24 protein-coding genes and 3 pseudogenes are annotated in these 26,670 nt (G+C 31.8%); 10 read left to right on the top strand and 17 right to left on the bottom strand.

Annotated elements, in window-relative coordinates; all coding sequences use genetic code 11:
- Window positions 1-19: 19 nt before the first annotated feature.
- The 7 genes and pseudogenes from AC0L5U_RS10765 to msrB all read right to left on the bottom strand — a co-directional run bounded on the left by AC0L5U_RS10765 (window position 20) and on the right by msrB (window position 5,086).
- A complete protein-coding gene (locus AC0L5U_RS10765) occupies window positions 20-1,240 on the bottom strand; it encodes a bifunctional alpha/beta hydrolase/OsmC family protein (RefSeq protein WP_473416422.1) in 1,221 nt (406 codons plus the stop codon).
- Window positions 1,209-1,751 (bottom strand): peptide-methionine (S)-S-oxide reductase, encoded by a 543-nt coding sequence (locus AC0L5U_RS10770; protein ID WP_473416423.1) that lies wholly within the window; start codon window positions 1,749-1,751, stop codon window positions 1,209-1,211. The genes AC0L5U_RS10765 and AC0L5U_RS10770 overlap by 32 nt, the downstream gene beginning before the upstream one ends.
- Before the next feature lie 30 nt (window positions 1,752-1,781).
- Window positions 1,782-2,274, bottom strand: a pseudogene (gene msrA, locus AC0L5U_RS10775) (peptide-methionine (S)-S-oxide reductase MsrA).
- 24 nt (window positions 2,275-2,298) lie between these two features.
- A pseudogene (locus AC0L5U_RS10780) lies at window positions 2,299-3,861 on the bottom strand (protein adenylyltransferase SelO).
- Window positions 3,858-4,106, bottom strand: a complete 249-nt coding sequence (locus AC0L5U_RS10785; protein ID WP_473416424.1) for a glutaredoxin family protein — start codon at window positions 4,104-4,106, stop codon at window positions 3,858-3,860. The pseudogene AC0L5U_RS10780 and the gene AC0L5U_RS10785 overlap by 4 nt, the downstream one beginning before the upstream one ends.
- Window positions 4,107-4,110: 4 nt before the next feature.
- The gene (locus AC0L5U_RS10790; protein ID WP_473416425.1) at window positions 4,111-4,599 is read right to left on the bottom strand and encodes a peroxiredoxin family protein; all 489 of its coding nucleotides are present in this window, start codon (window positions 4,597-4,599) and stop codon (window positions 4,111-4,113) included.
- A 40-nt stretch (window positions 4,600-4,639) separates the two neighbouring features.
- Window positions 4,640-5,086, bottom strand: a complete 447-nt coding sequence (msrB, locus tag AC0L5U_RS10795) for a peptide-methionine (R)-S-oxide reductase MsrB (RefSeq protein WP_473416426.1) — start codon at window positions 5,084-5,086, stop codon at window positions 4,640-4,642.
- Window positions 5,087-5,289: 203 nt separating this feature from the next.
- On the opposite strand from msrB, the gene AC0L5U_RS10800 reads away from it, so the two are divergent.
- Entirely contained in the window at window positions 5,290-6,492 is a 1,203-nt protein-coding gene (locus AC0L5U_RS10800; RefSeq protein ID WP_473416427.1) for a Pycsar system effector family protein, read from the top strand.
- Here AC0L5U_RS10800 and AC0L5U_RS10805 read toward each other — a convergent pair.
- Both AC0L5U_RS10805 and AC0L5U_RS10810 read right to left on the bottom strand, forming a co-directional pair.
- Window positions 6,489-8,861, bottom strand: coding sequence for a GAF domain-containing protein (locus tag AC0L5U_RS10805; protein ID WP_473416428.1), 2,373 nt, complete (start codon window positions 8,859-8,861; stop codon window positions 6,489-6,491). The two genes, AC0L5U_RS10800 and AC0L5U_RS10805, sit on opposite strands and share 4 nt — an antisense overlap.
- Before the next feature lie 375 nt (window positions 8,862-9,236).
- Entirely contained in the window at window positions 9,237-11,390 is a 2,154-nt protein-coding gene (locus tag AC0L5U_RS10810) for a T9SS type A sorting domain-containing protein (protein ID WP_473416429.1), read from the bottom strand.
- Window positions 11,391-11,697: 307 nt separating this feature from the next.
- Here AC0L5U_RS10810 and AC0L5U_RS10815 point away from each other — a divergent pair, with 307 nt between their 5' ends.
- Window positions 11,698-12,534 (top strand): T9SS type A sorting domain-containing protein, encoded by an 837-nt coding sequence (locus AC0L5U_RS10815; RefSeq protein WP_473416430.1) that lies wholly within the window; start codon window positions 11,698-11,700, stop codon window positions 12,532-12,534.
- Between the two features lie 197 nt (window positions 12,535-12,731).
- Here AC0L5U_RS10815 and AC0L5U_RS10820 read toward each other — a convergent pair whose 3' ends face one another.
- From AC0L5U_RS10820 to AC0L5U_RS10830, 3 genes and pseudogenes are all read right to left on the bottom strand, one after another.
- Window positions 12,732-15,017, bottom strand: coding sequence for a hybrid sensor histidine kinase/response regulator transcription factor (locus AC0L5U_RS10820; RefSeq protein WP_473416431.1), 2,286 nt, complete (start codon window positions 15,015-15,017; stop codon window positions 12,732-12,734).
- A gap of 60 nt (window positions 15,018-15,077) precedes the next feature.
- A pseudogene (locus AC0L5U_RS10825) lies at window positions 15,078-15,149 on the bottom strand (hypothetical protein); the annotation flags it as partial.
- Entirely contained in the window at window positions 15,134-16,906 is a 1,773-nt protein-coding gene (locus AC0L5U_RS10830; protein WP_473416432.1) for a ligand-binding sensor domain-containing protein, read from the bottom strand. The gene AC0L5U_RS10830 and the pseudogene AC0L5U_RS10825, both read right to left, overlap by 16 nt.
- 753 nt (window positions 16,907-17,659) lie before the next feature.
- Between AC0L5U_RS10830 and AC0L5U_RS10835 the strand changes: the two genes are divergently transcribed.
- On the top strand, window positions 17,660-18,691 hold the full coding sequence (locus AC0L5U_RS10835) for a phage integrase SAM-like domain-containing protein (protein ID WP_473416433.1): 1,032 nt from the start codon (window positions 17,660-17,662) through the stop codon (window positions 18,689-18,691).
- A gap of 14 nt (window positions 18,692-18,705) precedes the next feature.
- Window positions 18,706-18,873 (top strand): hypothetical protein, encoded by a 168-nt coding sequence (locus AC0L5U_RS10840; protein WP_473416434.1) that lies wholly within the window; start codon window positions 18,706-18,708, stop codon window positions 18,871-18,873.
- Window positions 18,874-18,878: 5 nt separating this feature from the next.
- Here AC0L5U_RS10840 and AC0L5U_RS10845 read toward each other — a convergent pair whose 3' ends face one another.
- Window positions 18,879-19,856, bottom strand: coding sequence for a D-cysteine desulfhydrase family protein (locus AC0L5U_RS10845; RefSeq protein ID WP_473416435.1), 978 nt, complete (start codon window positions 19,854-19,856; stop codon window positions 18,879-18,881).
- A gap of 755 nt (window positions 19,857-20,611) precedes the next feature.
- Between AC0L5U_RS10845 and AC0L5U_RS10850 the strand changes: the two genes are divergently transcribed.
- From AC0L5U_RS10850 to AC0L5U_RS10875, 6 genes are all read left to right on the top strand, one after another.
- Window positions 20,612-20,857 carry a helix-turn-helix transcriptional regulator gene (locus tag AC0L5U_RS10850; RefSeq protein ID WP_473416436.1) on the top strand — a complete coding sequence of 82 codons (246 nt, stop codon included), beginning with the start codon at window positions 20,612-20,614 and terminating at the stop codon, window positions 20,855-20,857.
- Window positions 20,858-21,038: 181 nt separating this feature from the next.
- Complete coding sequence (locus AC0L5U_RS10855; RefSeq protein WP_473416437.1) at window positions 21,039-21,866, top strand: RteC domain-containing protein; 828 nt, start codon at window positions 21,039-21,041, stop codon at window positions 21,864-21,866.
- A gap of 261 nt (window positions 21,867-22,127) precedes the next feature.
- Window positions 22,128-22,406, top strand: coding sequence for a helix-turn-helix domain-containing protein (locus tag AC0L5U_RS10860; protein WP_473416438.1), 279 nt, complete (start codon window positions 22,128-22,130; stop codon window positions 22,404-22,406).
- A 10-nt stretch (window positions 22,407-22,416) separates the two neighbouring features.
- Window positions 22,417-23,064 (top strand): hypothetical protein, encoded by a 648-nt coding sequence (locus AC0L5U_RS10865; protein ID WP_473416439.1) that lies wholly within the window; start codon window positions 22,417-22,419, stop codon window positions 23,062-23,064.
- Window positions 23,048-23,704, top strand: a complete 657-nt coding sequence (locus tag AC0L5U_RS10870) for an ATPase (RefSeq protein WP_473416440.1) — start codon at window positions 23,048-23,050, stop codon at window positions 23,702-23,704. The genes AC0L5U_RS10865 and AC0L5U_RS10870 overlap by 17 nt, the downstream gene beginning before the upstream one ends.
- Before the next feature lie 4 nt (window positions 23,705-23,708).
- Complete coding sequence (locus tag AC0L5U_RS10875) at window positions 23,709-24,824, top strand: hypothetical protein (protein ID WP_473416441.1); 1,116 nt, start codon at window positions 23,709-23,711, stop codon at window positions 24,822-24,824.
- On the opposite strand, the gene AC0L5U_RS10880 is transcribed toward AC0L5U_RS10875, so the two are convergent.
- Genes AC0L5U_RS10880 through AC0L5U_RS10895 form a run of 4 tightly spaced genes read right to left on the bottom strand, consistent with a single transcriptional unit; the run spans window position 24,748 to window position 26,466 of the window.
- Window positions 24,748-25,161, bottom strand: coding sequence for a hypothetical protein (locus AC0L5U_RS10880; protein ID WP_473416442.1), 414 nt, complete (start codon window positions 25,159-25,161; stop codon window positions 24,748-24,750). The genes AC0L5U_RS10875 and AC0L5U_RS10880 overlap by 77 nt on opposite strands.
- A gap of 19 nt (window positions 25,162-25,180) precedes the next feature.
- Window positions 25,181-25,609 carry an ImmA/IrrE family metallo-endopeptidase gene (locus AC0L5U_RS10885; RefSeq protein ID WP_473416443.1) on the bottom strand — a complete coding sequence of 143 codons (429 nt, stop codon included), beginning with the start codon at window positions 25,607-25,609 and terminating at the stop codon, window positions 25,181-25,183.
- Window positions 25,596-25,943 carry a hypothetical protein gene (locus AC0L5U_RS10890; protein ID WP_473416444.1) on the bottom strand — a complete coding sequence of 116 codons (348 nt, stop codon included), beginning with the start codon at window positions 25,941-25,943 and terminating at the stop codon, window positions 25,596-25,598. Before AC0L5U_RS10890 ends, AC0L5U_RS10885 begins: the two co-directional genes overlap by 14 nt.
- Window positions 25,930-26,466, bottom strand: a complete 537-nt coding sequence (locus AC0L5U_RS10895) for an RNA polymerase subunit sigma (RefSeq protein ID WP_473416445.1) — start codon at window positions 26,464-26,466, stop codon at window positions 25,930-25,932. Before AC0L5U_RS10895 ends, AC0L5U_RS10890 begins: the two co-directional genes overlap by 14 nt.
- Window positions 26,467-26,670: the final 204 nt, after the last annotated feature.

A 26,670-nucleotide genomic window follows, 5' to 3' on the forward strand; every position in this document is an offset into this window, starting at 1 on the left:
TTTTGTATTGTTTTTTTCATTAGTTAATGACTTCGGTTTCTATAACAGTATCAGATATTAACGTTCTATGCACAGGGCATTTAGATGCTATTTCTTTTAATTTCGCTTTTTGAGTATCGTTTAAATCACCTATAAACTTTAATCGTTTTTGTAAATGATCTATACGTTTTGGAGCATCTAAATCTAACATCAAATCATCACTATGTTTTTTTGAATAGGTTATGTAGGCATACACTTCTTGTAAATCCCATTTCTTACGTTCAGCATACATTTTTAAAGTCATAACGGTGCATGCGGCTAATCCTGCACTTAAAAAATCATAAGGTGAAGGTCCAAAATCATCTCCTCCAATACTTGCAGGTTCGTCTGCTATAAAATTGTGCTTTTTGGTTTGAATTGATGTTGTGAATTTATCCTCAATAAGATTTAAATACGCCACCAATTGTTCTCCCTTAGTGTCTAAGAGCGTATTGTCTTGTTGTTCAAAATAACGTTGTACCCACGTACCAATTATATTACCAACATACCTACTATCTTTCGAATTTGTCAATAGATGGTCTGCATTATCTAAACTTACAAAACTTTTAGGATGATGAGCATCATGATACAATTTATGAGCATTTTCAATACCAACAATAGTATCAAAAGGTGCGTGCATAATTAACAAAGGTTTTCGTAAGTTTTTTGTGATTTCAGGCAAATCTACTTTACTAAAATCATCAACAAATTCTTTATTTATTTTGAATGGTCTGCCTCCAATATTAATTTCAACTTCGCCTTTTTCCTTAACCGCATCAATGCCATGAGAAAATAAATGCGTTACATGACTTACTGTTGCAGGTGCTCCTACAGTAGCAACTGCTTTTATATTTTCTAATTTAGAAGCTGCAACAATAACGGCTGCACCTCCTAGAGAATGCCCAACCAATAGACTGGGCGCTCTATAGTTTTCATTTAAAAAATCGTTAACCGCTATTAAATCATCAACATTTGCCGAAAAATAGCTTTCTGCAAATTCGCCCTCACTTCTCCCTAATCCTGTAAAATCAAATCGCACCACTCCAAATCCATGCTTTGTGAGAGATTTGCTAATATTGCGTACCGCCCCCAAGGAACTACTGCAGGTAAAACAATGCGCAAAAATAGCATAATGTTGCGGTTTTTGATCTACCGGTAACTCTAAATACGCCTGTAATTTATGCCCTTTTTTATTTTGAATATTCAGTTTTGTACTGCTCATTTTTTAAATACTTTAATTTATTTTGATCTGCATATTTTGAAAACTTTTTCAATAATAACAGTAACTTCGGATTGATAAATCTTTCACAAAAAGGTTTTGTAGGATTACTATAATAGTAATTCTGAATAGCCTCTCTAGACATTTTAAAACTATCAAAAGGACAGACTTTGGTTATTAGTTTATTTTCAAATTGATTTTGAAATAATTCTAGAACTTTTTCTGATTTTTCTTTTTGAGCCTCAGAAAACACATATATAGCCGACCGATACTTAGTTCTCATTGAATGATTGGATGTGCTTTTATGAGTATACAAATGAATCTCTATAAGTGTTTCCAATAAAATTTCTTTTTCATCAAAATGAACAATAACTGCTTCTGAAAACGTATTATAATTTCCTGTTGAAGCCACAAAACCTTGTTCAACTTTTAAAACACTAAGTAGAGATTGAAATACAGCTTCAGTACACCAATGACAACCTCCACCTAATGCTATTTTATTTGAAGTTTTCAAAATATTTCTATTGACTAAAGCATAACGTTTTTAGATAAAACTCTCATCAAATCGTTCAAAATGACAAGTGTATCCATTAGGAATTCTCACTAAGTAATCTTGATGCTCTGGTTCTGCTTTCCAAAATGTTGAATATTGTTCTAATGTGGTTACAACTTCTCCTTCCCATTTACCAGAAGCATTCACAATTTTAATAATATTTTCCGCTTCTTTTTTCTTCTTCATTCTGAAAAAATATGGCAGACCTATAGCTTGAACCTCTATCATTCCCTTGTCTGTCTATTGTTGTAGGATTATGAATTCTAAAGAAATAATCTAGAATTTCTCTAAATGATGTTTCATTAGGGTCGTAAACTAACTCTATCCCTTCGGCATGCCCAGGATGATTTTTATATGTAGGATTATCATTTTCTCCACCTATGTAACCAACTTCGGTATCTTTAATTCCGGGGCGTGTTCTAAATAAATCTTCCATTCCCCAGAAGCAACCTCCTGCTATATATGCTTTTTTATAATTACTCATAGTTTTCTTTTTAATTTTAATCGATTACGAACTGCAAGACAACATGGAACAGCCAACTTTATGTCTCGCCCAGTCTGGACGTTTAGCAAACCATTTTTGATACTCTGATTGTTCATCATAAGGTTTTTTAAGCATTTGAAACAACTCATCTATTAACTTATAATTACCTTCATTAGCATCGTCAATAGCTAATTGCGCCATGTAATTTCTTAGAACGTATTTAGGATTAACGGCATTCATTTTTACTTGTCGCTCTTTATCTGAAAACGATTCCTGTTGTAACCTTTTAGCATATTTTTGAAACCAACCGTTCCAGCGTTTTTCAATATTTCCAACAACCTCTTCTGGTTTATAAAAAGCATCGTGTATTACTTTCAAACCTTTAGCTTTATTTTCTTTTTTGAAATCACTTAAATTTCTGAAGAAAATAGTCATATCCGTTTCTGTTTGATGTAAAATATCTTCTAATTCTAAAATAAATTTTTGATCGTTTTCGTCTTCATTATACAAACCTAATTTAGAGCGCATCATGTTTAAAAGCTTCGTTTCAAAATCTGCTTTGTACTGATTCAAAATGGTTTCAAAAGGCTCAGCTTCATCAACTAATGGATAAATGGCGTTTGCTAATTGTAGCAAATTCCACAGACCAATATTAGGCTGATTTCCATAACGATAACGCTTATTTTGTCTATCGGTTGTATTTGGCGTCCAGCCATATTCATAACCTTCCAACCAACCATATGGCCCGTAATCTATGGTTAAACCTAAGATTGACATATTATCTGTATTCATTACACCATGTACAAAACCAACACGTTGCCAATGAATTATCATATCTAAAGTGCGTTCTGAAACTTCTTTAAAAAATGCGATATACGTTTCCTTTGAAGGTTTACCTAAATGCGAAAAATGATGATGTATTGTGTAATCTACTAATCGTTTTAAATTCTCATTATCTTGTCTTGACGCAAATATTTGATAACTACCAAAACGCAAAAACGATTCGGCTGTTCTGCAAACAATAGCGCCCTTTTCATAAGCTGAATTTCCATCATACATCACATCACGCAACACCTTATCGCCAGATAGTGCTAAAGATAAAGCTCTAGTTGTTGGTACTCCTAAATGGAACATTGCTTCACTACACAAATACTCACGGATTGAGGAACGCAATACTGCTAAAGCCGTCTGCAGTTCTTGAATATGGTGTTTCTCCAGCCCCTTTAAGTTGGACTTGCCAATTGGTTTTATTATGCTCTACTTCAAACAAATTGATGGCACGACCATCTCCTAATTGTCCAGCCCAATTTCCAAATTGGTGTCCGCCATAACACATTGCATATGGCTTCGTGTTTTCTAGAACTTTATTTCCTGAAAACACATTTAAAAACGCTTTGCTTTTACATCATCTTTTGACAGCCCTAAATTTTCTAACATTTCAGGAGATACATGAAGTAACTCTGGTTTTGCTGTTTGTTTAGGTAATGTATACGAAAAAGATGCCTTATATACTTGCCTTCTGGAATTCTCCAAAACTGAATCTGCAGGTAATTTTGTATTGAATTTATCTTTTATGTTTAGTTTCATATTAATTTTCCAATCCATTTTTTTAAATCAGTATCAGACGGATTTCTTAATTTCTTAACTCCAATAGTTATTGTTGGAAAATTAAGTTTTCTGTTTTCATATAAGTTTCTTAATGCTTCTGCATTAGCTTCAATTAATTCAACGTCTAGAAACTCGTAATTCAAATTTAAATCATCTAAATATCTTTTATAATACTGACTTTTATGGCACCTTTCGGTGCCATAAATTTTAATTTCAGGTTTCATATTTTTACATGGTTTTAAGCACCTCTATAGCTACATCAGGATTCAAATGAAAATCTGAAAATACCACATTATCTTGCTTATCTATAAATAAAAACCAAGGTGTTCCTCCTGTTTGATAGTTCTTCATAATATTAGAAATAGATTGACCATCATTCCCAGCATCATGTCCAAAAGGAATTTTTAAACCGTATTGCTTTTGAGTTTCTTCAACCTTATCTAAAGTATTTTCATGATGTCCTTCAAAAACTGTTTGGACTGCTAAAAACGTAACATTTTCATTGTCTTTTATGGCATCAACCATTTTCTTTAAATCTGGCAAACCTTTGCTATGACATCCAGGGCACCAACTTTGAAAACAATACACAACCTTAAACTTGCCTTTAAAATCTGAAAGTTTTATGGGTTCAGTTTTATTTCCATTGGCATCAATCCAGTTTTTAACTTCAAATTCTGGAGCTTTAAATACTTGTTTCTCTTCTAATTGATTAGACATATATTGTCCCTTTCTTTTTAATTTTATTTACATGGAATTTTTAGATTTTTTCCAATTGCATAGATTCTGAATTGATACAATATCGCAATCCGCTAGGTTCTGGTCCATCAGGAAATACGTGCCCTAAATGCGCATCGCATGTGTTACACATTACCTCAACACGTACCATTCCAAAAGCTGTATCTCGTTCGTATTTAATGGCATTTTCCTTAATGGGCTGTGTAAAACTAGGCCATCCTGTACCAGATTCAAACTTTATTGTAGAATCAAACAACGGTGTATCGCAACACACGCAATTGTATTTTCCAGCTTCGTGAATACCACAGAGTGCACCACTATGTGGACGTTCCGTACCTTTAAGCCTTGTAATTCTGAATTGTTCTGGAGTTAATTGAGCTTGCCATTCGGCTTCTATTTTTTCAACTCGCTTATCAGGAGTTGGGTTTCCTTTTACGGAAAAGTTGATGACTTCTTTCCAAGTTAGCATATTGTTTGTCCTTTCTTTGTTAAATTAATATATGCTTTTTCAACCTAAAGATAGTCGAAATTACAATTAAAAACTTACAATCTAAGTGCTTTTGAATTCTCTGAAAGGATTACTAAAATTTACGACGAATTATAGCGTTATACTATCTTCACTTATATATTATTAAAGTTTAGTATTTTTACTAGATAAACTGGAGCAATCTTATGGAAGAGCTTATTTTTGAAGCAGAAAAATTTGTAACTAATTTATTAAATGAAAAATTAGACACTTCTTTTTTATATCATAATTTAACACATACTCAACGTGTAGTTGAAAAAGCAAAAGAATTAGCTGAACTATCAAGCTTAAATGATTCAGATAAATATATTTTAACATTAGCAACATGGCTTCATGATACTGGTTATACAGTAAGCATAAAAAATCATGAAGAGGAAAGTGTGATAATTTCAAAAGCTTTTTTAAGTTCTCAAAAATGTGAACCCAAAGATATTGATGCTATATGCGATTTGATTTTGGCAACTAAAATGGAATTTGAGCCTAAAAACAAATTAGAAAAAATAATTAGAGATGCCGATTGCTCACATATTGGAAGTAAAAGTTATTTAGAGGTTTCCGAATTACTTAGAAAAGAATGGGAATTAAAATGTAACAAAACCTATACAGAAATTGAATGGCTAGACGAAAACATTAATTTTCTATCTACAAAACATCGTTTTCATACAGCGGAAGCCACAAGTGCTTGGGATAAACGAAAAGGTAAAAACTTATCGGAATTATTAAAATCTAGAAAAAAACTTGATGTAGAAAACAAAAAACTCAAACAAAAGAAAGAAGAGTTAAGCTTTAAAAAGAGTAAGATAGAATTACCAGAACGAGGTATTGAAACTGTGTTTAGAGTAACTTTAAAAAACCACATGCAATTGAGTAATATTGCTGACACTAAAGCTAATATTTTACTATCGGTAAATGCAATTATTGTGTCTTTAGTGTTATCTAACTTGGTTTCTAAATTGGATAATGCATCTAACGCTTATCTTATCGTACCTACCATTATTTTTGTGGTGTTTACAGTTATATCTATTGTATTATCTATTCTTGCAACTAGACCAAATGTTACTAGCGGAAAATTTACAAAAGAGGATGTTGCTAACAAAAAAGTAAACCTTTTATTCTTTGGGAATTTTCATAAAATGAAACTTGATGAATTTGAATGGGCTATGAGCGAAATGATGCAAGACCGTGATTACCTGTACTCTTCCATGAAAAAAGATTTATATTTTTTGGGTTTAGTACTAGATAAAAAATATAAAATATTAAGACTTACCTATTCCGTTTTTATGGTAGGTATTATTGTAAGTGTTATTTCTTTTGCTATTGCTTTTCAATTTTATGGAGGCGTATCTTAAGCTTTAATTTCCTTCATTAAATCATTGTAAGTATAAAACTCTTTATCATTTTCATCTTTATGATAAAGCACACTTACTCGTATAGCTTTTAAACCTGTTACCGCTTGTAAATCCTGAAGTTCTACAATTTCAATATCGGTATCTAAATAGTGCTTAGACTGTAAAAATTTAATATAACTTAAGTATTCTAACTCGTCTTGTTTTTGAGAATACACAATACTTATTTTCCCTTTTTGGGTGACACGCTCGGTTGTGCCTTTAATGTAAGCTTTATCCACACGTTTTTTTACAATTTCGTAACGTGCGTTGTATGTTCCATCAACATCAAACTGCTTTTCATCCATTCTAAAACTGATGGATAATGGCTGATTAAATACCAAAATCATAGAAGCCACATCTAGCGCTACAGGAAAATCTGATTGCATCAGGTAGTATGCATTTTCCATTTCGCACATAACTTGCAACTGCCATAAACGCAGGTTGTATAAGTAAATGCGATTAAAGCTATCTTCTTTGGTAATCGATTCTCCTATATACATATTATGCTCAACACCATCGGTTTTAAAACGCTCAAAATAATGCGGATACATTTGTTGCGCTTCAACTTGTTTTTTATCTAACAGCGAAGCCATTTCAACATTTATCTTAGCAATAGTATCATCATAATCCTTTCGGTGTTTATAAAGCACATTTACCTTATCATCAATACTATCGTAGTAAGTTTGAATTTCTTCTTTTAATACATCAACAATATGGAGGTGTTTTAATAAAGGTTCAATATCATCTTTGAAGAAATTAGAAATTTGTTGTTCGCTATCTACTTGAAAATTTTCGTTTAAGCCTTTTTGATAGGTATCAATTTGATAAATAAATTGCTCATATATCGGTAAATTTTCTAGCTCTGAAGCTTTTACTAAAACATTTTTAATCGCTTTTAATTGCAGGGTTAAATCTTGTCGGGTGGCTTTATTTCTTGCTTCCGAAGATCCTTTTATATCAATTTGTCCGTAAAGTGGATATATATTATTGAAAGCTATCTTTTTAAAAGACGCTTCTCTACCTTCCATTTCATCCTTAATAAATTCTTTTGCCTCTTTAGCAAAACGCCAATGCACACTTGGGTGTATTGATGTACATTCTTTTTGGATAATGGCTTCAATTAAGTTTTCTTCATCATTCTTAGAACGCTCAACAGCCGATACAATAAATGGCATCACATCAACCAACTTATTTGCATTTATACTATTAAGAGTTTGAGGTGTAGAAGACACTATTTCTATAATCCCCATTAAGCCTTCATCATTAGCTATAGGTGCAAAAATAGCACTCTTAACACCTTGGTTTTTTAAATTTGCAATATGAGGTGCTTTCCCTTTTGAAATATCAAAATCGCGATCTACATCAGAAACAGAGAAAAACTTTTTTTCTTCAAGTAATCTATGGTAAGACCAATGGCACAAAGAATCTGAACATTTACTATTCTCTGCATCTCCAAGTAGATAACTATGCATACCTACACCATAAACTCGTTCAAAAATATCATCTTCTTCATTATAAATTGAAAAACCAACTTTAATATCATTTATTCCTAAAAGAGATCTGAAAATTTCATGGAAACTATCCATAAAACCTTCTTCTTTTCGTTTGTCTTCTCCAATAAGACTAGACTTTATATTTGAAATAGATTGATCTTCAGTAACATCAAAAATATTCGAAATTACAAAGCCTTTAAAAATGTAACTATTTGGTGGAAATTTTTCTTTCCAAAGCGCTATGTTTTCAAAATTGTCTAGTAATTCATCATAGTCATCTTTGGTTATTTCTTTAGCCTTTTCAGTTGGAATAATTTCACAAAAATCAGCATTATACAGAATTTTATAATAACGAAGAATCCCGTTTGCATCAGGAATTTCATAATAAAACGGGCGTTTAAAATTTAAATTATAACCATAACAAAAATTCAAAATAATGGTACAAGCAATAATATACCTGTCATCATCAGGCATGTTTTTGATATTCAACTCAAATCCATCCCCAGCTATTTCAATAATTTTTTTAAAGCGCTCTGAGGAATTAAAAATTAAGTTATGAAACGGTACTGATGCTGTTTTAATTTCATTATTAGTAAGAACTGGAGCAAAAGAATCTTGTAGAATTACACTAATTTCTTTTTCTCTATCCTTTAGTATTTGAGTTTCACTAAAACCATCTCTTAATTCTGGATATGGCTCTGCTTTTTTTAAAACACGCTTCGCCTTAGCTGATAAAAAGTCATCATCACTTTTGGCTAAATTTTCATAATGCTCAAGTAGTTTATTAAATCCTACTTTAAGCATCATTGGTGATTCGATACTATCGTTAATATCCATATTAAAAATCTTCGTGTATTGCAAAACTACAAATTATTACGTTAGTCGTTATATTGAAGACTTGCTAACACTAGAAATGTTACAAAAAAGAATGTTAAATTTAGAGACTGTGAGATATAATCTCTTATTGGCCTTACTGATTAAAATTTCAACCAATGCAACCTTATTTTCTCAAGAACTACTTCCAATTGCAGTTACAAATATTTTATTTTGTTCTATAGAGCTAAAGAGGAAGTATTATTTTCTGTTGGTACAATATCAAAGATAAAACACCTTAGAAATCAATTTCAGAGGTGTTTTATTTTGTAATAGTAATAATCTCATTTGTAGCCTGGATTAAGAGTACTAAAAATTTCACAATGAATATACCTAAGATTATTTCTTCATAAATTTATCCGTATAAACCTCTTGCTGAGCTAATACTTTAATCAAGTAAACACCTGTAGGCAAATCCTGTACGGGAATTTTTGTGCTCTCGCTTATTTCGTCAGATGAAATAGACTTCAATAGGATTCCCGCCAAAGAGTATATTGATATTGAATTAATGTTTTGGTTATTAGAAAATCTGACATTTAAGAAATCACTCGTTGGAATAGGATACATTCTTAAACTTTTTTCTACATCAAATTCAGATATACTAAGAGGATCTCCAGTATCTTCTGTAGCATTAACTCCAGCAGTCCAAACTGTACCTCCTCTTTCATAAGCTCCTATGTCTGGCGCAACTCCTTTGTAAGGTTTGGTAAAGCCAGAAATAATCATTGCTTGGTCTACAATAGCACTACCAATTTTAGGTCTAAAATCCTGATTTGTAACATCTTCAAAAGGAGAGACCACACTTATTACATTATCCTGTATATCAAATTCAGCAGGACCGTTTCCTGTAAACCAACTACCAGAACTTGCAAAATTATTATATACTTTGTTGTTTTGTTGCGCATAACCATTTACCCACGAATCCATAGCACGTTCAGCATTCCAAATAGTGTTGTGGAAAAAATCCAAATCTGTATTATTCCAATTTACTTGATAACCTGACCAAGACACATTCCAAACCACATTATGATGAACTACATACCCCTTGCTATTATTATCTAAATAGATACCAGCTGCTTTCCCTGGTCCTCCTACTTCATGAGAATAAGCTGGTGCTGTAGCATCGTGAAACCAGTTATGATGTATTTCTATATTCTTTAGGCTGGAATTCCCTACTGTATAAAACACACCTGAATCACTATTAATTAATTCTGAAAAAGACACATCATTATAGGCTACTTCACAATTAAAACCACTAACATACATTCCATCTCTTCCCGCATTTACAATGGTATTTTTAAGAATTTTTACATTATCGGCGAGTGAACGTATAGGTGTAGTATGTATCCCTAAATAATCAACATTACTTATATTGTTTCCTTCAATTACGGAGTTATCAGACCCACCAGACCATCTTACTAAGGTTATGCCGTTTGATGCACTATGATTTATTGTACAACCTTTAACCACAGTATTTGCTCCCCTAATTTCTATAGCTGCATTTCCTATGTTTGCTGAAGTATTTGTTAAATCATCGTAACCTTCATTACCATGTTTAACAGAATTGTTAAGAAAAATATTATCGGTTCCGTCAATTAGAATACTTCCTCCAAAAAAATTAATGCCTTCAACTTTGATATAGTTCCCCTTCAATTCTGCTGCAAATCTGCGAGTTGCAAACTCTACCTCTCCGTCTATTGGCATAACGCCACTAGCAGTCTGAAAATAAAGTGTTTGAGTGCCATTGTCATAATACCATTCTCTAGCATAATCTAATGCTTCTAATTTATTGAATAAATATAGTTGCCCTCTATTATTCCCAGGGTAATTTCTCCAAACTGTTGGATTATGAGGGTTGAATGGCCAACTATTAATATTTACGCCTGTATGATCTATTCTTGAAGTAGTACTACTCGTAATTGCTCTTGTCCAACTTGCTCCTGAATGCGCTCCAAGGTAGTACACCAACCCTCCTGTCCAGTCAATATTTGGGATACCACTTGCTATAAAATGAGATCCATCTCCCCCAGTTACAGGTATACAATTAACACTCCAACGATTATCGTCTGTATTATTGGGCCATCTTGCCAAATCCATATACTCGTCATTATGATAAACTGCACGTAATCTGCTCTCAATAGAAGACATATTTACATTTGCTTTATAAATATTTCCAGTATGTAATTGCCAACCATTAACAACAGAAGTCGCTCTAATTTCAACATTTTCACCACTTGCAGCTTTAAAGGTTAAATAGTTACTGGCATTTCCACTTTTGTTTACTAATAACTCTTCCTCATAAATACCACCTCTAATAATGCAAACGTCCCCAGCCGACATTTCAGAAATAGCTTTACTAAATGTTTTATAAGGATTACCAATGGTTCCATTATTAGAATCATTACCATTTGTGGCTACATATATATTTTGAGCCAATACCATATTGCAACATGGTAAAAAAATGATGCATAAAAATTGTATAATTCTATTCATATTAATTGTTTTTTGTTTAAAACAAAATTATGACAACTATTATACACACAATTACTCATAAAGTTTTATTAGAGCAACATATTGTTAAAATTTTAAATTTTAATTAATGCAAATAAGTGTTAAAAATGTTCAAAACTAAATCAAAAACATGTTAAAGGCTTCAATATCCAAAACCATATGTTATAACAATTAAGACATGTGTTATAGAGACAGAATCATCTGTGATAATGTTAAAATCATGCGTCTCTATTAAAAAGTTAGGTGGTTTATATTTTTGTTGAAACAATAATTAACCTAAAATTTTATTATGATGAAAAAATTACTTAAACCATTTTTAGTGTTGCTGTTCACATCTGTTGCAATGCATGCACAGATTGACATTTTTGACATGGAAATAACACCTCCGGCAACCAAACCTGACGTTACACTTACACCCTCAGGGCCTGGCGCACCAATCAAGCCTACTGTAACATCAGTAACAGATCCAGATGGTTCACGAACTGGAAATAGTGTTCAATATTTTAAAACTGTTGGCTGTGGAGGATGGAATGCTCTACAGGCAGTATATGATGCAACTACTGAAATGAGCAGTTATAATTTGGATACAAATAGGTTTTTAAAATTTAAAGTATATTCTGTGGACAAGACAAACTTTGAATTACAAATTCAAGTTGGGAACCCAGATCCAGGTAATTTTCTTATAACTAAGAATATTACAGTTGCATTGAACACATGGACAGAGTTTGAAATTGATTTAACTGGAACTGTTGGAAGCCCTGCAGATCCAGATGTTGATATTAATGCTCCAGCTGGGTTTAATACTTTTACTAGATTCTTTTTTGATAGATCATCTGCCGGAGCAGGAGAAACATACTATATAGATGATGTTGTTGCTAATTCATCTGCCACTTTAGGTGCTAAAGATTTTGATTTGTCTAATGTTACTGTTTACCCAAATCCAGCAACCGATAAAATAACTATTGAAACCAAAGCACCATTTAACTCAATTGAGGTTTATAATGTTTTAGGTAAAACGGTTAAAACTTTCAAAAACACTAAAGAATTAAACGTTTCAGATTTAGTTACTGGTTTATATTTCTTGAAGACGGATACAGGTTTAAAAACTAAGTTTGTGAAAAATTAGTATAATACTCTTTACTCAAAAAAAGCGTTTGTGTTTTTTAAAATACAAACGCTTTTATTTTTTGACTAATCACAAAAATATTTCAGATGTAAACTGAAATACATAAGCGTATTTCACTATTTCCAGTTTCAAAAAATTAAAACTTATCTCTTTTTTATTATAAAGAAAAAACGAATTCTTATATATTTTTCATTACTCTATTTATTACTCTTATTTTTTTGTCTTATATACTCACTTGGAATAACTCCAAACTGATTTTTAAAACATTTAGAAAAGTAGGATGCCGTATTAAAGCCTGTCATATACATAATCTCCTTTACAGATAAATCACTTTGTTCAAATAATTGTAAAGCTCTTTTCAAACGGATATTTCTAATAAACTCACTTGAAGACAGTCCTGTAATTTCTTTGAGTTTTAAGTACAAATTACTTCGACTATGCCCCATTTCCTTAACTAACATTTCTACGTTAAAATCAGTATTCATCATATGTTTTTCAACAATTTCAATAGCTTGTTGTAAGAATCGCTCATCGGTAGAAGTTACTGTAACCTCTTTAGGTTGTAAATTTATTTCACGATTAAAACGCTTTCTTAATAGATTTCGACCTCTTATAATATTTTTAAGTTTTACTTTTAATAACTCGGTATCAAAAGGTTTTCTAACATAATCATCAGCACCATTTTTAAGTCCTTTTAATTCACTCTCTTGCGAAATTTTAGCAGTTAGCATGATAATGGGGATATGACTAGTAGTTTTAGTTGTTTTTAATTTTTCACAGAATTGAAGACCATCCATTATAGGCATCACTAAATCTGTAATTATTATATTAGGTATAATTTTACAGGCAAACTTAAACCCTTCTTCCCCATTTTCGGCTTCGTGTACATCATAATCTATCTGAAATATCTGCCTAATAAAGTTTCTTATATCCTCATTATCATCAACAATTAATAAAATTGGTAGTTTTGATCTTGTTTTTGTTATGTCTCCATCTAGTAAATCATCATTAATATCAATAGCAAAAGATTCTTTCTCAGAAGATCGTATTAGAAAATCATTATCGGATTCCTCTTTACATACTATTTCTGGAATATTTAAATAGGCATCTTTATTAACAGGAAGTTTAACAATAAACTGAGCACCTCCATCTTCATTATTCCTTACACCAATAGTTCCTCTATGAAGTTCAACAAGGTTTTTGGTAAATGCTAAGCCTATACCAGCACCTTGAGGATTTTTATCATCTTTATCTTTTTCTATATAAAATCTTTCGAATACATTATGAATTCTATTTTCTGATATTCCAGGTCCAGAATCTATAACTTTTATGACTACTGCATCATCGTAACTAATATGATTATCTATCTCCTGAGAAACCTCAATAGTAATTGTACCATGTTCCGGAGTAAATTTAAAGGCATTAGAAAGTAAATTGTTTATTATTTTTTCTAAAGCTGAATGATCAAACCATGATTTTAAATTTTGATTTGATGTTTTTATTTGAAAATCTATAAGTTGCTTGTGAGATAGAAATTGAAATGGTTCTGAAACTTCTTTAATAAAAGTAACTATGTTACTTTTTCGAACCACCAATGTCATTTTTCCTTGATTGATTTTTCTAAAATCTAACAATTGATTTACTAAACGCATTAAATAACTGGCATTTTTTTGCATTAGGCTAAATTGTTCTTGCAAAGCCTTTTGAGTTAAATTTTTACTGTTTTTTTGTAAAAACTCTATAGGTCCCTTAATAAGTGTTAAAGGCGTTCTAAACTCATGAGAAATATTAGTAAAAAACTCAAGCTTTACACGTTGTAACTCTTCATTTTTCTCTTTCTCTAAATGCTCTAATTCTAACTGGTGCTTTTTAGTTGTTTTAATTATGGTGTATCTTCTATACAGCAATAAAGCTGTTAAAAATGTAAGTCCATAAAGTATATATGCTAATATAGTCTTATAAAAAGGTGGAACTACCTTAATTTTAAGCTGACTATGAATTGAGTTCCAAATACCATCACTATTAGATGCTTTTACTTTTAAAATATAATCTCCTGGATTAATATTAGTATAGGTTGCATATCGCTTTTTTGAAGATGTAAAAATCCAATCTTTATCAAAACCTTCTAACATATATGCAAATTTATTTTTCAATGGAGCTGCATAGTGTAATGCTGCAAAATCGAAAGAGAAGCTATTTTCGGTGTATTTTAGTTTAATTTGTTCCGAATCATTTATTGACTTGTTTAAAATAACCCTCCCATTAACTTTTTCTCCAATTGCTACAGGTTTATTATATATTGAAAAAGCAGTTATTACAGTTTTAGCTTTATATAGGTTATCTAAAATCTCTTCAGGGTAAAATGCATTAAATCCATTAATACCACCAAAAAGCAACTCGCCATTATCTCGTTTTAAGCATGCCAATTCCTGAAATTCATTACTTTGTAAACCATCGTTTACATCATAATTTTTAATATTCATTGTATCTGGATTAAATTTCGTAAGTCCTTTGTTAGAAGATATCCATAGATTATTATCAGCATCTTCTAAAATGCCCTTAATAACATTATTAGCAAAACCATTGGTATTGTTATATGCTAAGAAAAATCCGATTGCCCATTTGTAGCTGGAATGAGTTTATTTAATCCACCACCAAAAGTTCCTATCCATAGGTCTCCCTTACTGCTTTCGTATAGTTCAAGAATATAATTATGACTAATGCTCGTATTATCTTCTGGATTATGAAAATAAGATTTAAATTTAGGTTTAACCTGAGCAATTTCTTTTGGAATCAATTTATTCAATCCGTTTCCAGTAGCAAACCAAATATTACCCTTACTATCCTCATAAATATTACGAATTATATTACTTGAAATACTTAATAAATCGTTTTTAGAATATAGTAGCACATCTTTTTGATATGGAACATTCTCTCCTTTATATAGCCAACGATGAACACCACCATTGTAAGTGCCAATCCATACGTTTTTATGGCTATCTTGTAGTATAGAAAATACACTATGAGTGATTTCTTTTTCTTCTATAATTTTAGTTTCATATATATTATTTGGGTTTGAGATATCCAACATGAACAGGCCTGGAGTAGATTCAGCCCCAATAAATAGCTTTTTTGTATTCCCTTTTTCTATTTCAGCCAAAGCAAAAGGTTTGGGAATAGTTTTGATTGTTTTAAAACCATTATAGTTTTGATTGTTACCATTATTATGAAGCATATTTAAGCCTCCACCTTCAGTCCCAATCCATAAAGCACCATTACTATCTTCAAACATAGCTCTAATCTTATCGTAACTAAGACTCTTAGGATCTAATGTTTTTTTAATATGCCTGAAACGTTTTCTCTCCAGGTCAAATTTATTAACACCTCCACCATTTGTTCCAACCCAAACTATTCCAGTATGATCTATAAATAAGGATTCAACAATGTTTTTACTTAAGCTATTAGGGTTTTTAGGATTATAAACATATCTACCTTTAAATTCTGGTATAGTATTTTTACTAGGACTGTTAAAATATAGAAGTCCATTATCTGTTCCTGCCCAAACATCATTATCATTAATAGCTAATACATTAAAAGAACCTTTAGAAATAGGATGAGCTTTGTAGGAACCATCATCTACTTCTAGTAAATACAACCCAGACCCAGTTCCTATAATTAAACGTCCAAAGGAATCTTCATTAATACTTCTTACTGTAGCACCGGGCAAGTCAATATCTTTATTAACTGCTCTAAAATAAATATCGCCATTATTGTCTCTAAATAATTTATACAAACCATCCGACCCTCCAATCCAAAGCTGATTTTTACTATCTTCAAAAATTGAAAAAATCGTGTTTTTATCAGAACTAGAAATCAATTCTTCTTGATAGAGGTTAAAACTTTTAAAACTAACAGAATCGGTTGATTTATTTAAATCTAATAGATTTAACCCATCATTAGTTCCAATCCATAACTCATTTTTTTTGTTTAAAAAAAGTGCATTTACATGATTATTACTTAAGCTCTTAAAATCCGCTTCATCATGCATAAAATTTTCAAATGTTTCTAACGATTTATTGAAATAATTTAATCCGCTTCCTGTGGTTCCCAACCATAAATTTCCTGTATTATCAGACGTTATCGTAAAAATTAAATTGCTATTTATACTTTTAGAGTTATTAGAATCTGGGTTGTAAATTGTAAAATCATAACCATCATATTTATTTAACCCATCGTGTGTGGCAAACCACATAAATCCTTGATTGTCTTGAAAAATATCATTTACATCATTTTGAGACAAACCATTATCAGTTGTTAAATGATGAAAATATATAGGGTTCTGCGCAATTGTTCTGTTTAATGCACAAAACAAATTTAGAAAGAAAAAAAACTTAAAAATTGAAGATGTTTTCCGCATGATATATCGACTACATGGTCTATTCCAAATATATCATTTAATAAATGCTTACCACCTTGTCTTGAGTTGATTTATTAGCAATAAATCATTTATGGTTCATTTTTAGACATTTGTTATATTGATGTATCTAAAAATCGTTGATGTTTTAAAAAATTTTAATATTGCTATCATAACGTGAAGGATGTGTTCATATATAAAATAAGCTACTTTCTATTAAAAAACTATAGATAGTAATTTTATTTTTTCAACAAATTACTAATTCAATGATTATTGATTGAACTCATTATCTCTTCAACTTTACGAATCAGATTACAGAAAGCTAATGGCTTTTGACTAAAACATATCGCTTAGAATTCAGTAAAGAATCAGAATACTATATTTAGATATAGATTGACAAGTATTAAAACAAAAAAGCCTCTTGCAAAACAAAAGGCTTTTCCTTTACTGTGCGGGCGGGGAGACTCGAACTCCCACACCTCGCGGCACTAGATCCTAAGTCTAGCGTATATTTGACCAAAGAAACACAAAACAATTCATTTTCAATGATTTATTTGTTTTGTGATTTTCATTGAAGTCATTTAGTATCAGTTAAAATCAATATTTGTTGTACCTATGTTGTACCCAGAAACCGTAAGAATTACTTATCTTTATAACGGATTTAAACAAATATTGCACCTGATTTGACTTTCGTACCAAAACTGGTCAATAATGTCTGCAAGCGCGAATATAGTTTTACGTAAAAAGCCTAATGCAAAAGGGCTGTATCCACTCGCCATAAGAATTACCAAAAATCGTCGTTCCTCGTACAAACTGATAGGTCATTACATTGAGATAGAGGAATGGGATGAAAGAAACAGCCAAATAAAGAGATCACACCCTAATGCTGAAGATTTAAACAACCTTTTATATTCAAAGCTATCTGAAACTAAAAAGGGATTAATTATACTACAAACTAAAAATAAAGATGCCTCCGCCTACCAAATAAAAAAGGAAATTTATAGCCCAACTTCAAGTCTAACTTTTTTTGACTTTGCAAAAGAACATTTAGAAACACTCGAATCTGAAGAAAAATTGAACCGACTATCTGCGGATAGCGCATGGATTAGTTACATTCATCAATACTGTAAGTCCAAACAACTTTCCTTCCAAGAAATAGATGAACGCTTCCTCAAAAACTTAAAAACACATTTAAAAATTAAGCAGTCACTTTCAGAAACTACGGTTATGAATGTTTTTGTTCTAATAAGACTTCTTTTCAATCGGGCTATTAAGGATAAAGTTGTAAGCAAGGAACTATATCCTTTTGGAGGAGATAAATTCAAAATAAAATTTCCAGAAACCATAAAAATAGGGCTATCAGAACATGAACTGATGATTCTTGAAAACACAAAAAAATTATCATCACGTGAAAGACATTCATTGAATATTTGGTTATATAGTTTCTATTTTGCAGGCATGAGAGTATCTGACGTTTTACTTACAAGATGGTCACAAATCTACGATGGAAGGTTACATTATAGAATGGGCAAGAATGGAAAACTACTTTCCCTTAAAATACCTTCAAAAGTGGATAAAATTTTGAAACAATACCTAGGCGATAAAAATCATGAAAATGACTTTGTTTTCCCTGAAATGAAAAAAGCCGACTTAAGTAATGCCAAAGACGTATTTAATAAACTAAAAACAGCAACTAAAAAATTTAACGATAGTCTAAAAAAATTGCAGTTAAAAACTGCATAAGGAAAAAGGTCACCATGCACATAGCACGTCATTCTTTTGGGAATATAGCCGGAGATAAAATTCATCCTTTAATGCTTCAAAAACTATATCGTCATTCAGACCTCAAAACAACAATCAATTATCAAGCAAATTTTATTCACAAAGAGGCAGATGAAGCTCTGGAAAATGTAATTGATTTTTAATAGTTTCATAACAGTTCTTCAGAATAATAAAAATTAGCCGGTAAACCACCCGTATGCCAAAAAAGAACATTTGCTCCCTTCTCTAATCTATTGTTCTTAAGATAATCTACCATACCGTAAAATGCTCTTCCTGAATATACAGGATCCAATAATACACCTTCAGATTGGGCTAATTCTTGAATTGCATTTCTTTCATTATCTGTAATAACTCCATATCCTGCTTCATCATAGCCATATATCAAAGCTGAGTCAGCTGGACCATATGTTGTCTTAATATTTAAGAACCTTGAACCTTCTTTCAAAATTTCTAAAACCACATTATCTAATGTTTGATTTTCAATACCAATTTTATCAATACTAATCGGCATCAACTTGACATCAAGATTATATAAATCCACCCCAAGTTTAAGTCCAGCTTGTGTCCCCCCAGAACTAGATGCAAAAAATATATAGTCAATCTTTGCGTCTTTCTCTTTAAGCTGTTCTTTCAATTCTCTTACCGCATCTACAAAACCCAATGCCCCAAGGGCATTAGAACCGCCATATGGTATTTCATAAACTTTCCTATTAGCAGTTTCTAAATCACTTTTTACTCTTTTCAAATCTTCTCCTTTTCTATTATCTCCCGTAAAATGAATTTTGGCACCGAGTAATTTCGACAAAAGTAGATTACCGTTATAGTTTTCGGGTTCTTTCCCTCCTAATAACAAATGGCACTCTAAACCAGCCTTTGCACATGCCGCTGCTGTCTGTCTACAATGATTAGATTGTTGTGCGCCAGCTGTAATAACAGTGTCATATTTCTTTTTTAGCACATCATAAATGAAATATTGCAACTTTCTAGTTTTATTACCTCCTGTGGCCAAACCTGTATTGTCATCTCGCTTAATCCATAAATTATAATTAGGGTATTTCTTGGACAAATTATCCAATCTTTCTAGTGGAGTTGGAAAAAAACCTAAATTGTATTTATTGTCTAACATTTGGGGGATTTTTAGTACTTACTAAAATTCAGTATCTTTAGTTGCCTCTCAAATTTACATTATAAAATTGAATAACAGCTACTTATATGCAACTTCAATCTCAGGAATACAAATACACAGCCGTGTATACATATGCTTCCTCCATGCATTGGGTAGTTTTATTCCTGTGTATTACTATTGGAATAATTATAACCTACCAACTTTTCAATATATGGCTAGGTAAGAATAAAAACAAGAGTTCTAAATATAAATATTTAATACTTGCAATTCTCTTCCTTTTATATAATTTACTAAATGGGCTACTCCCAAGTGATAAATTTCCGTCTTCGGAAATTATACAGTATACAATTACCTATTCAATATCAATCATAACCTGTATTTATCTTGTTTGGTATTTGTATATAGAATTTAACATAAAGACACCAAGCACATTTTTTAAGATAAAAAATCTAACACTAATTCTGACCACATGCTTTGTTTTACTTTTTGTAATTCCCTATTATATTACTGAATCACTCAACTTTGCGAGAAGTTTGTTTTTAGTATTCCCAACTATACTATCCATTATTTTTATAATATATTTCTTTAGAATTCTAAAAAAGAAAACAAATCGGCAACGCTATTTTAAAATCCAAACTTACTTAGGGCTCTGTTCTATTTTCTCACCGGTTTTACTACCTGCCCTAACCTACTTTGGGGATTTTCAACCAATCACCCATACCATTGTTACATCTTCTTTCTTCTTTGTTACCGTCATGGAAATAAACAGCTATTTATATAGGCTAAAAAACACATACAGATTCAAAGAAGATATCGGTGGAAAATACAATCTAACGAACAGAGAAAATGAAATCGCTTTACAAATTATTAAAGGAGATAGTTATAAAAATATAGCCGAGAACATGTTCATTACATATGGTACGGTTAGAAAGCATGCTTCTAATATTTACACAAAGACCAATTCTTCAAGTAGAGAAGAATTTATTAAAAAAATCAAATAATTTGTAATTCTAATGTGCGTATAAAAGTTCACATTTAAAATACGCACAAACTACACAGTTTATATTCTCATTTTAGATTTATCTAAGGCATATTTGTTTAAACTTAACCAAACTTCACCAACCAAAATTAATTTTTCAGGATTGGGCAAATAGCTCGAATCTTAGATGATATAGTTGGATTATGGATTATGACGCAATAGTTGACGATTTTAAAAGTAGTCTTTACAAGATTAACAATTCTACAAATACAATTGAATCTAGAAGCCAGGAGATAATATTACTTTCAAGAAATACTTTATATGGTCTGAAAAAGGAGGTTATAAAAAATAAATTCGAGACAGGAGCCGAAGAAATTTTGTTTTTCAAAAGCGTTAAACAAATACCTTTAGAGCAATTGATATTTTATTCTGAAGTTAGATCGTTTGAACTGCAATACCCTAAAGCTGATAAACTACTTCAGCAGAAATCCATAAAGAAAAAACTAAGAAAACTTAATCGATTTTACTTGTACAATATTGATTTCATTCAATATATAGAAGCTGGCCATACTCATTTTGACAAACACTATTTTACTAGAGACCATTTAGATTTTTTACCAATTACATCCTCTAAATTCTATTTTCAAGACCCAGATTTCAGTACACCCCGTGATATGCTATTGGGGAAACATAAGGGCTATAAGTTACTGATGACATACTTGAAGAAGAAACTGAACAATCTGAATTCTGCAAAAGGGAAAGAAGAATTATACAAGTCAAACCTCAAATGGACTGCTTCAAAAACTGCCCTAACAGAATTGATATACGCACTACATTATTATGGCGCAATTAATAACGGTAATGCAGACATAAAACAAGTAGCTTTGGTTCTGCAAAATGTATTCAACCTTAACCTTGGCGATGTCTATAAAATCTTTTCAGAAATTAAGTCAAGAAAAATTAAAAGAGCTAAGTTTTTAAGTGACCTATCTGATGGACTTATTACTCAAATGGAAAACGCTGAGGAATAAGGTTCAGTAAAACTCCACATCAGGTGTTCCTCCTGTTTTTTTAAATTCAATGATATTTCTTCAATTTTGAATCAAACTAACGCTTCATTTTAAATCAAATGGCACTAAATATTAGTATCCATTTTTTTTACCGTAGTCGGGTATAGCTTGTGAAATCATCTTCTTGAAACCTCTCAACTTTGCATAACGAAAGTCAAATCAAGTTAAGGGCTATCATTTCAACACAATTACTATGGTAGTCCTTTTCTAAAAAATTGAATTATGCCAACAAGTATTATAACAACCGATGATTTGAGAGATTTTAAAATGGAACTTCTCGATGACATTAAAAAAATCTTGATAAAACATTCAGGTTCTGGATTAAAGCGGTATCTAAAATCTTCAGAAGTGATGGATCTATTAAACATAAGCCCAGGAACGCTTCAAAATTTCCGGCTTAATGGCACATTACCCTATACTAAAATGGGAAATATCATTTTCTATGAAGCCGACGAAATTCAAAAAGTAATGACTGCCAATAGAGTCAATAATAAAAACTGATAGATGATGCATGAATTATATAAAACATCTCAATGCGGTTTTCCAAAACTTTTATGGCGAAGAAAAACTGAATTCCACACACATAAGTCTGTATATGGCCTTGTTTCAATTTTGGAATCTCAATCGCTTTCCAGAAGTGTTTTTCATTAATCGTCAAGAAGTTATGCAATTATCTAAAATTGGTTCCAAAGCTACTTATCACAGATGTTTAAGGCAACTCCATAACATGAAATACATAAATTATTTACCGTCCCATAACCCACTTAAAGGAAGCCAAATTAAGATGCTCATTTTCGGTACAAGTACTGAACCACCGATAAACGAGCTTGAAACAAGTAATGAACAAGCTTTAGTACCTAATATAAACCTTAATAAACATAAAGAAAACCCTATTAAAACTAAGCTACCAAAAAATGAAAATGAAGTTATTAGCTTCTTTAAAAAAAACAATTGGTCAGAGCTAGAAGCGAAAAAATTTTACAATCACTATCAATCCATAGGCTGGAAAATTGGAGGTAAAATTAAAATTGTGAATTGGAAAGCTTCCGCCAAAAACTGGATGCTAAAATCAAATGAAATTGAAACTACTCAAGAGGTGTCTCAAAATAAGGACAACTTGAAAACTACTAACAACAAGAATTATGATCAACCCCTCTAAAATAAAAGAAGGCGGTGTGGTATACTCCATCGGCACGTTTGATGGCAAATCGATGGTTTACGATTTTGATAAAATATTGATTTATCTCGATGCCAAAGGCAAGTTGCTCTTTGGAAAGCATTTCAAAATTTATGATGAAGACAGAGCGATTATTTTCAAGTTGTGCAACTATTTTATTAAAGACTACAACAACTGCAATAAACATGGCATTGACCCGGATAAAGGCATTCTTCTTTCAGGCCCTGTTGGTTGTGGCAAAACCAGTTTAATGAGGCTTTTAAAATATATAGTACCACTACAAAAACCATATACCATAATACCTTCTAGAAATATTGTTTTTGGGTTTAATCATGTTGGCTATAAAGTAATTGAAGATTATGGAAGCAGTCAGTTTTTTTGTTTCGACGATTTGGGTGTTGAACCCATAGGAAGGCATTATGGTAAAGACTGTAATGTAATGGGTGAGATTATGTTATCACGCTACGAGATGTTTTTGAAACAACACATTAAAACCCATGCTACAACAAACCTTAATGCAGATGAACTTGAGGATTTATATGGAAATCGAGTAAGAAGTAGAATGCGAGAACTATTCAATCTTATTGCATTTGATAAAAGCGCCAAAGACAAACGAAAATAAAACCATGAAAATTGCAACTTTCAACATTCAAAACTTATTCCATCGCGATAAAAGTCTCGTGGAAAAAACAATTGGAAAAAATCTAGCTGATTGGATGCATGAACTTGATACTTTGATGCGCAAATCTAGTGCTTCACTAAAAGATCAGGATAGGATCAGAGAATTGTCTTTTCTACTTGGTTTTGAGAAAACCTATCCAAGACCTTATGCTGTGATGCGCAGGAAAGCTGGATTGTTGTATTTGAAAGGCATTCATCATTCAGCAGAAGCAAAAGCCAGTCATTTAACCAACTGGAACGGTTGGATAGAATTACAAACTACCCCAATTGCACCAACCGCAACTGATAATAAAGCGAAAGTGATTGCCGATGTTAATGCCGATATTTTACTATTGCAAGAAGTTGAAGACAGAGGCTCTTTGGAAGAATTTAATCGAAACATTTTACCAAAATTCGACTGTAAACCCTATGAGCAGTCTTTCGTTATTCAATGCAACGACATGAAAGGTCTAGAAATTGCAATTCTACTCCGGGAAGGCTATAAGTTAGAAACTATAACCACACATATAATTGGTGGATATAGTGACTTGTTTCAAAACTTAATTGAATATGAAATTTGTACGCCCGCCTCGGAAAAAATTCATGTTTTATCTACTTATTTAAGCAAGCACGCCAGCGATGTTGATACCTCAGACGTTATACGAAAAAGTCAAATTCAGAATGTTGCCAAAATTTATAAAAACCTTATAGAACAAGGGAAGAAAAATGTAATTATTGCCGGCACATTCAACACGGCTTCCTATTGTAACTCTTTATCCCCATTGTTTCAAGATACTGATATAAGAGACATCACAAAACATTTCTCTTTTGAAGTGGAAACAGACGATGGCACCGATGCCACTTACTTCCGTTTAGGCGCTTATAGAATGGGTGTGAATATCAAACAAAAAGACTATTTGTTGTTCTCTCCAGCTTTATTTGAAAAGATGAAAGATAGCGGACTAAACCGTCAAGCGGTATGGCCTAAAAAGCGACCGCAATGGTCTACTTATAAAACAGTAACCAGTAAATATAATGCTGGTAGTGAGCATCCTTTGGTTTGGGGAGAGATTGAAGTTTAGTCTCCCAAATAATACTTAGAGCTCTATTTTTATAGGTAATACAATGCTCAAAGAACTTATTATTTACATCATTATCTTTAACATACTTGAACACATCTACTGCCCAAATTTCTTCTGTTTTAAAAATGTCATTAGTAACATCTTTAAAGAATTCTCCCATTACAGTATTTGGAGCGACTATTTTTTCGTGAAGAAGAAATTTATAAGGAAAATCCTCACCGCAATTGTACCACTTCACAACTCCATCTTCAGCATAAACTATCATAATTGAATGATTCCCTATATCAGCAAATCTAAATGCACAAGCCGTTCGGCTAACGTTATATTCATCTTTCAAAAAATCAATTAACGTTATATCAAAAGGCTTCCCTGTAAAAATCTTTGGAGAACCTTTCTTCTGGCATCAATAAGCAAGATGCAAAAAAATCTGCCTCTCTTTCAATTTGATTAAATTGCTTTCGATTTGTTCGCGAAGGGTGAGGTTCCAGTAGTCCTTTTTTAAGTCCTAATCGATGAGAGTCTATATAGTAGTGACCAAGCTCGTGGGATAGTGTAAATCGACCCCTTGGTGAATCCTTCTTATTACCCAAATCTGTATTTATGTGAATATAAAACTGTCCGTTCTCATAAATAGTCATTCCATCGAAAGTATCTCTCCCATAACTATCATAAAATACTGACAAGCCTTCATCTTCAACAATCTTATCCAAAGGAGTGATTTTTTCTTCATATTCTAAAGCTATTGCTTCAGCTAACTTTTTTATACTATTTCTATTCCTCGTCACTAGAATCTTGATTGTGCTTTCTCCTCATTTTATCAATAATATGCTGCGGTAAATCTTTTTTACCCTTTCGCGCTACCATTCTTAAGCTTTCCATTTCATCAGAAGCGATATCGTTTTCAAACATCGTAAGTACTTTAGGCTCCTTATGAAATGTATTATTGATAATAGCAAGAGGATCAATTGATACATCATCTAACTTATAATCATAATCTTCATATAACTTATTAAACCTATCAAGTTCAAGTTCATTACTAGGAAACAGGAAGCCCGTTGAACCTAACCAACTGTCCAAAACTCCAACTTCAATCAGTTCTATTTTTTTAGGCTTGGCCATTCATAATGTTTAAATAGTTAGTAACGTGTCTATGCGCATCACCATAGTAAGTGTTAACCGATTTTTGAGTTAATCCCAATTTTTCTCTCAACAGTTTAGTGATGGTACGAGGTACTTTTTTACCTTCTTTTTGATAAGCGCGATAGGTAAAATAAATAATCTTGTGTTTTTCCGATAATTGCGTCAAAGCTCTTTCTATAGTTTGAAGTTTAGCCCTAACCTCCCTCTGCCTCAATATCTGGAGCATCAAATCTTCTAAAAGTTCATCTGCGTCATTAACGAGGCTTAAACCTCTTCTGCGGTAGGCTCTTGCACAGGTATTGAGCTCGCCGTATTTTATTAACTGTGTGTAGAGAATACGACACATCCAAATAAGTATACCCTTGTCTAAATTTTTAGACTTGATTTCTCCTTTTAAAAGTTGATACTTCCATACTCTTGAAAAAGTACAATTTGCGATTTCCAAAGCTACCACCTCACTCAGATCCATACTTGTTACAATAATCTCTGATTTACGTTTCAAATCTTTCTCAAAACGATAACAGAATTCTACAAAGCTTGAGCCTCGGCAGGGAATTCATCTTTAAAAGATATGTACTCCAGCAGTTCAATACTAGGCGTTTTTGCAAATTCTATGTCTTGTTTCGTATTAGTATTCATCTATATACCAAAACGGATATATCTATTATGGTATATGAGTGAAAGGTGCTCACAAACCTTTGGATTA

This window comes from Jejuia sp. G7-7, assembly GCF_055808955.1.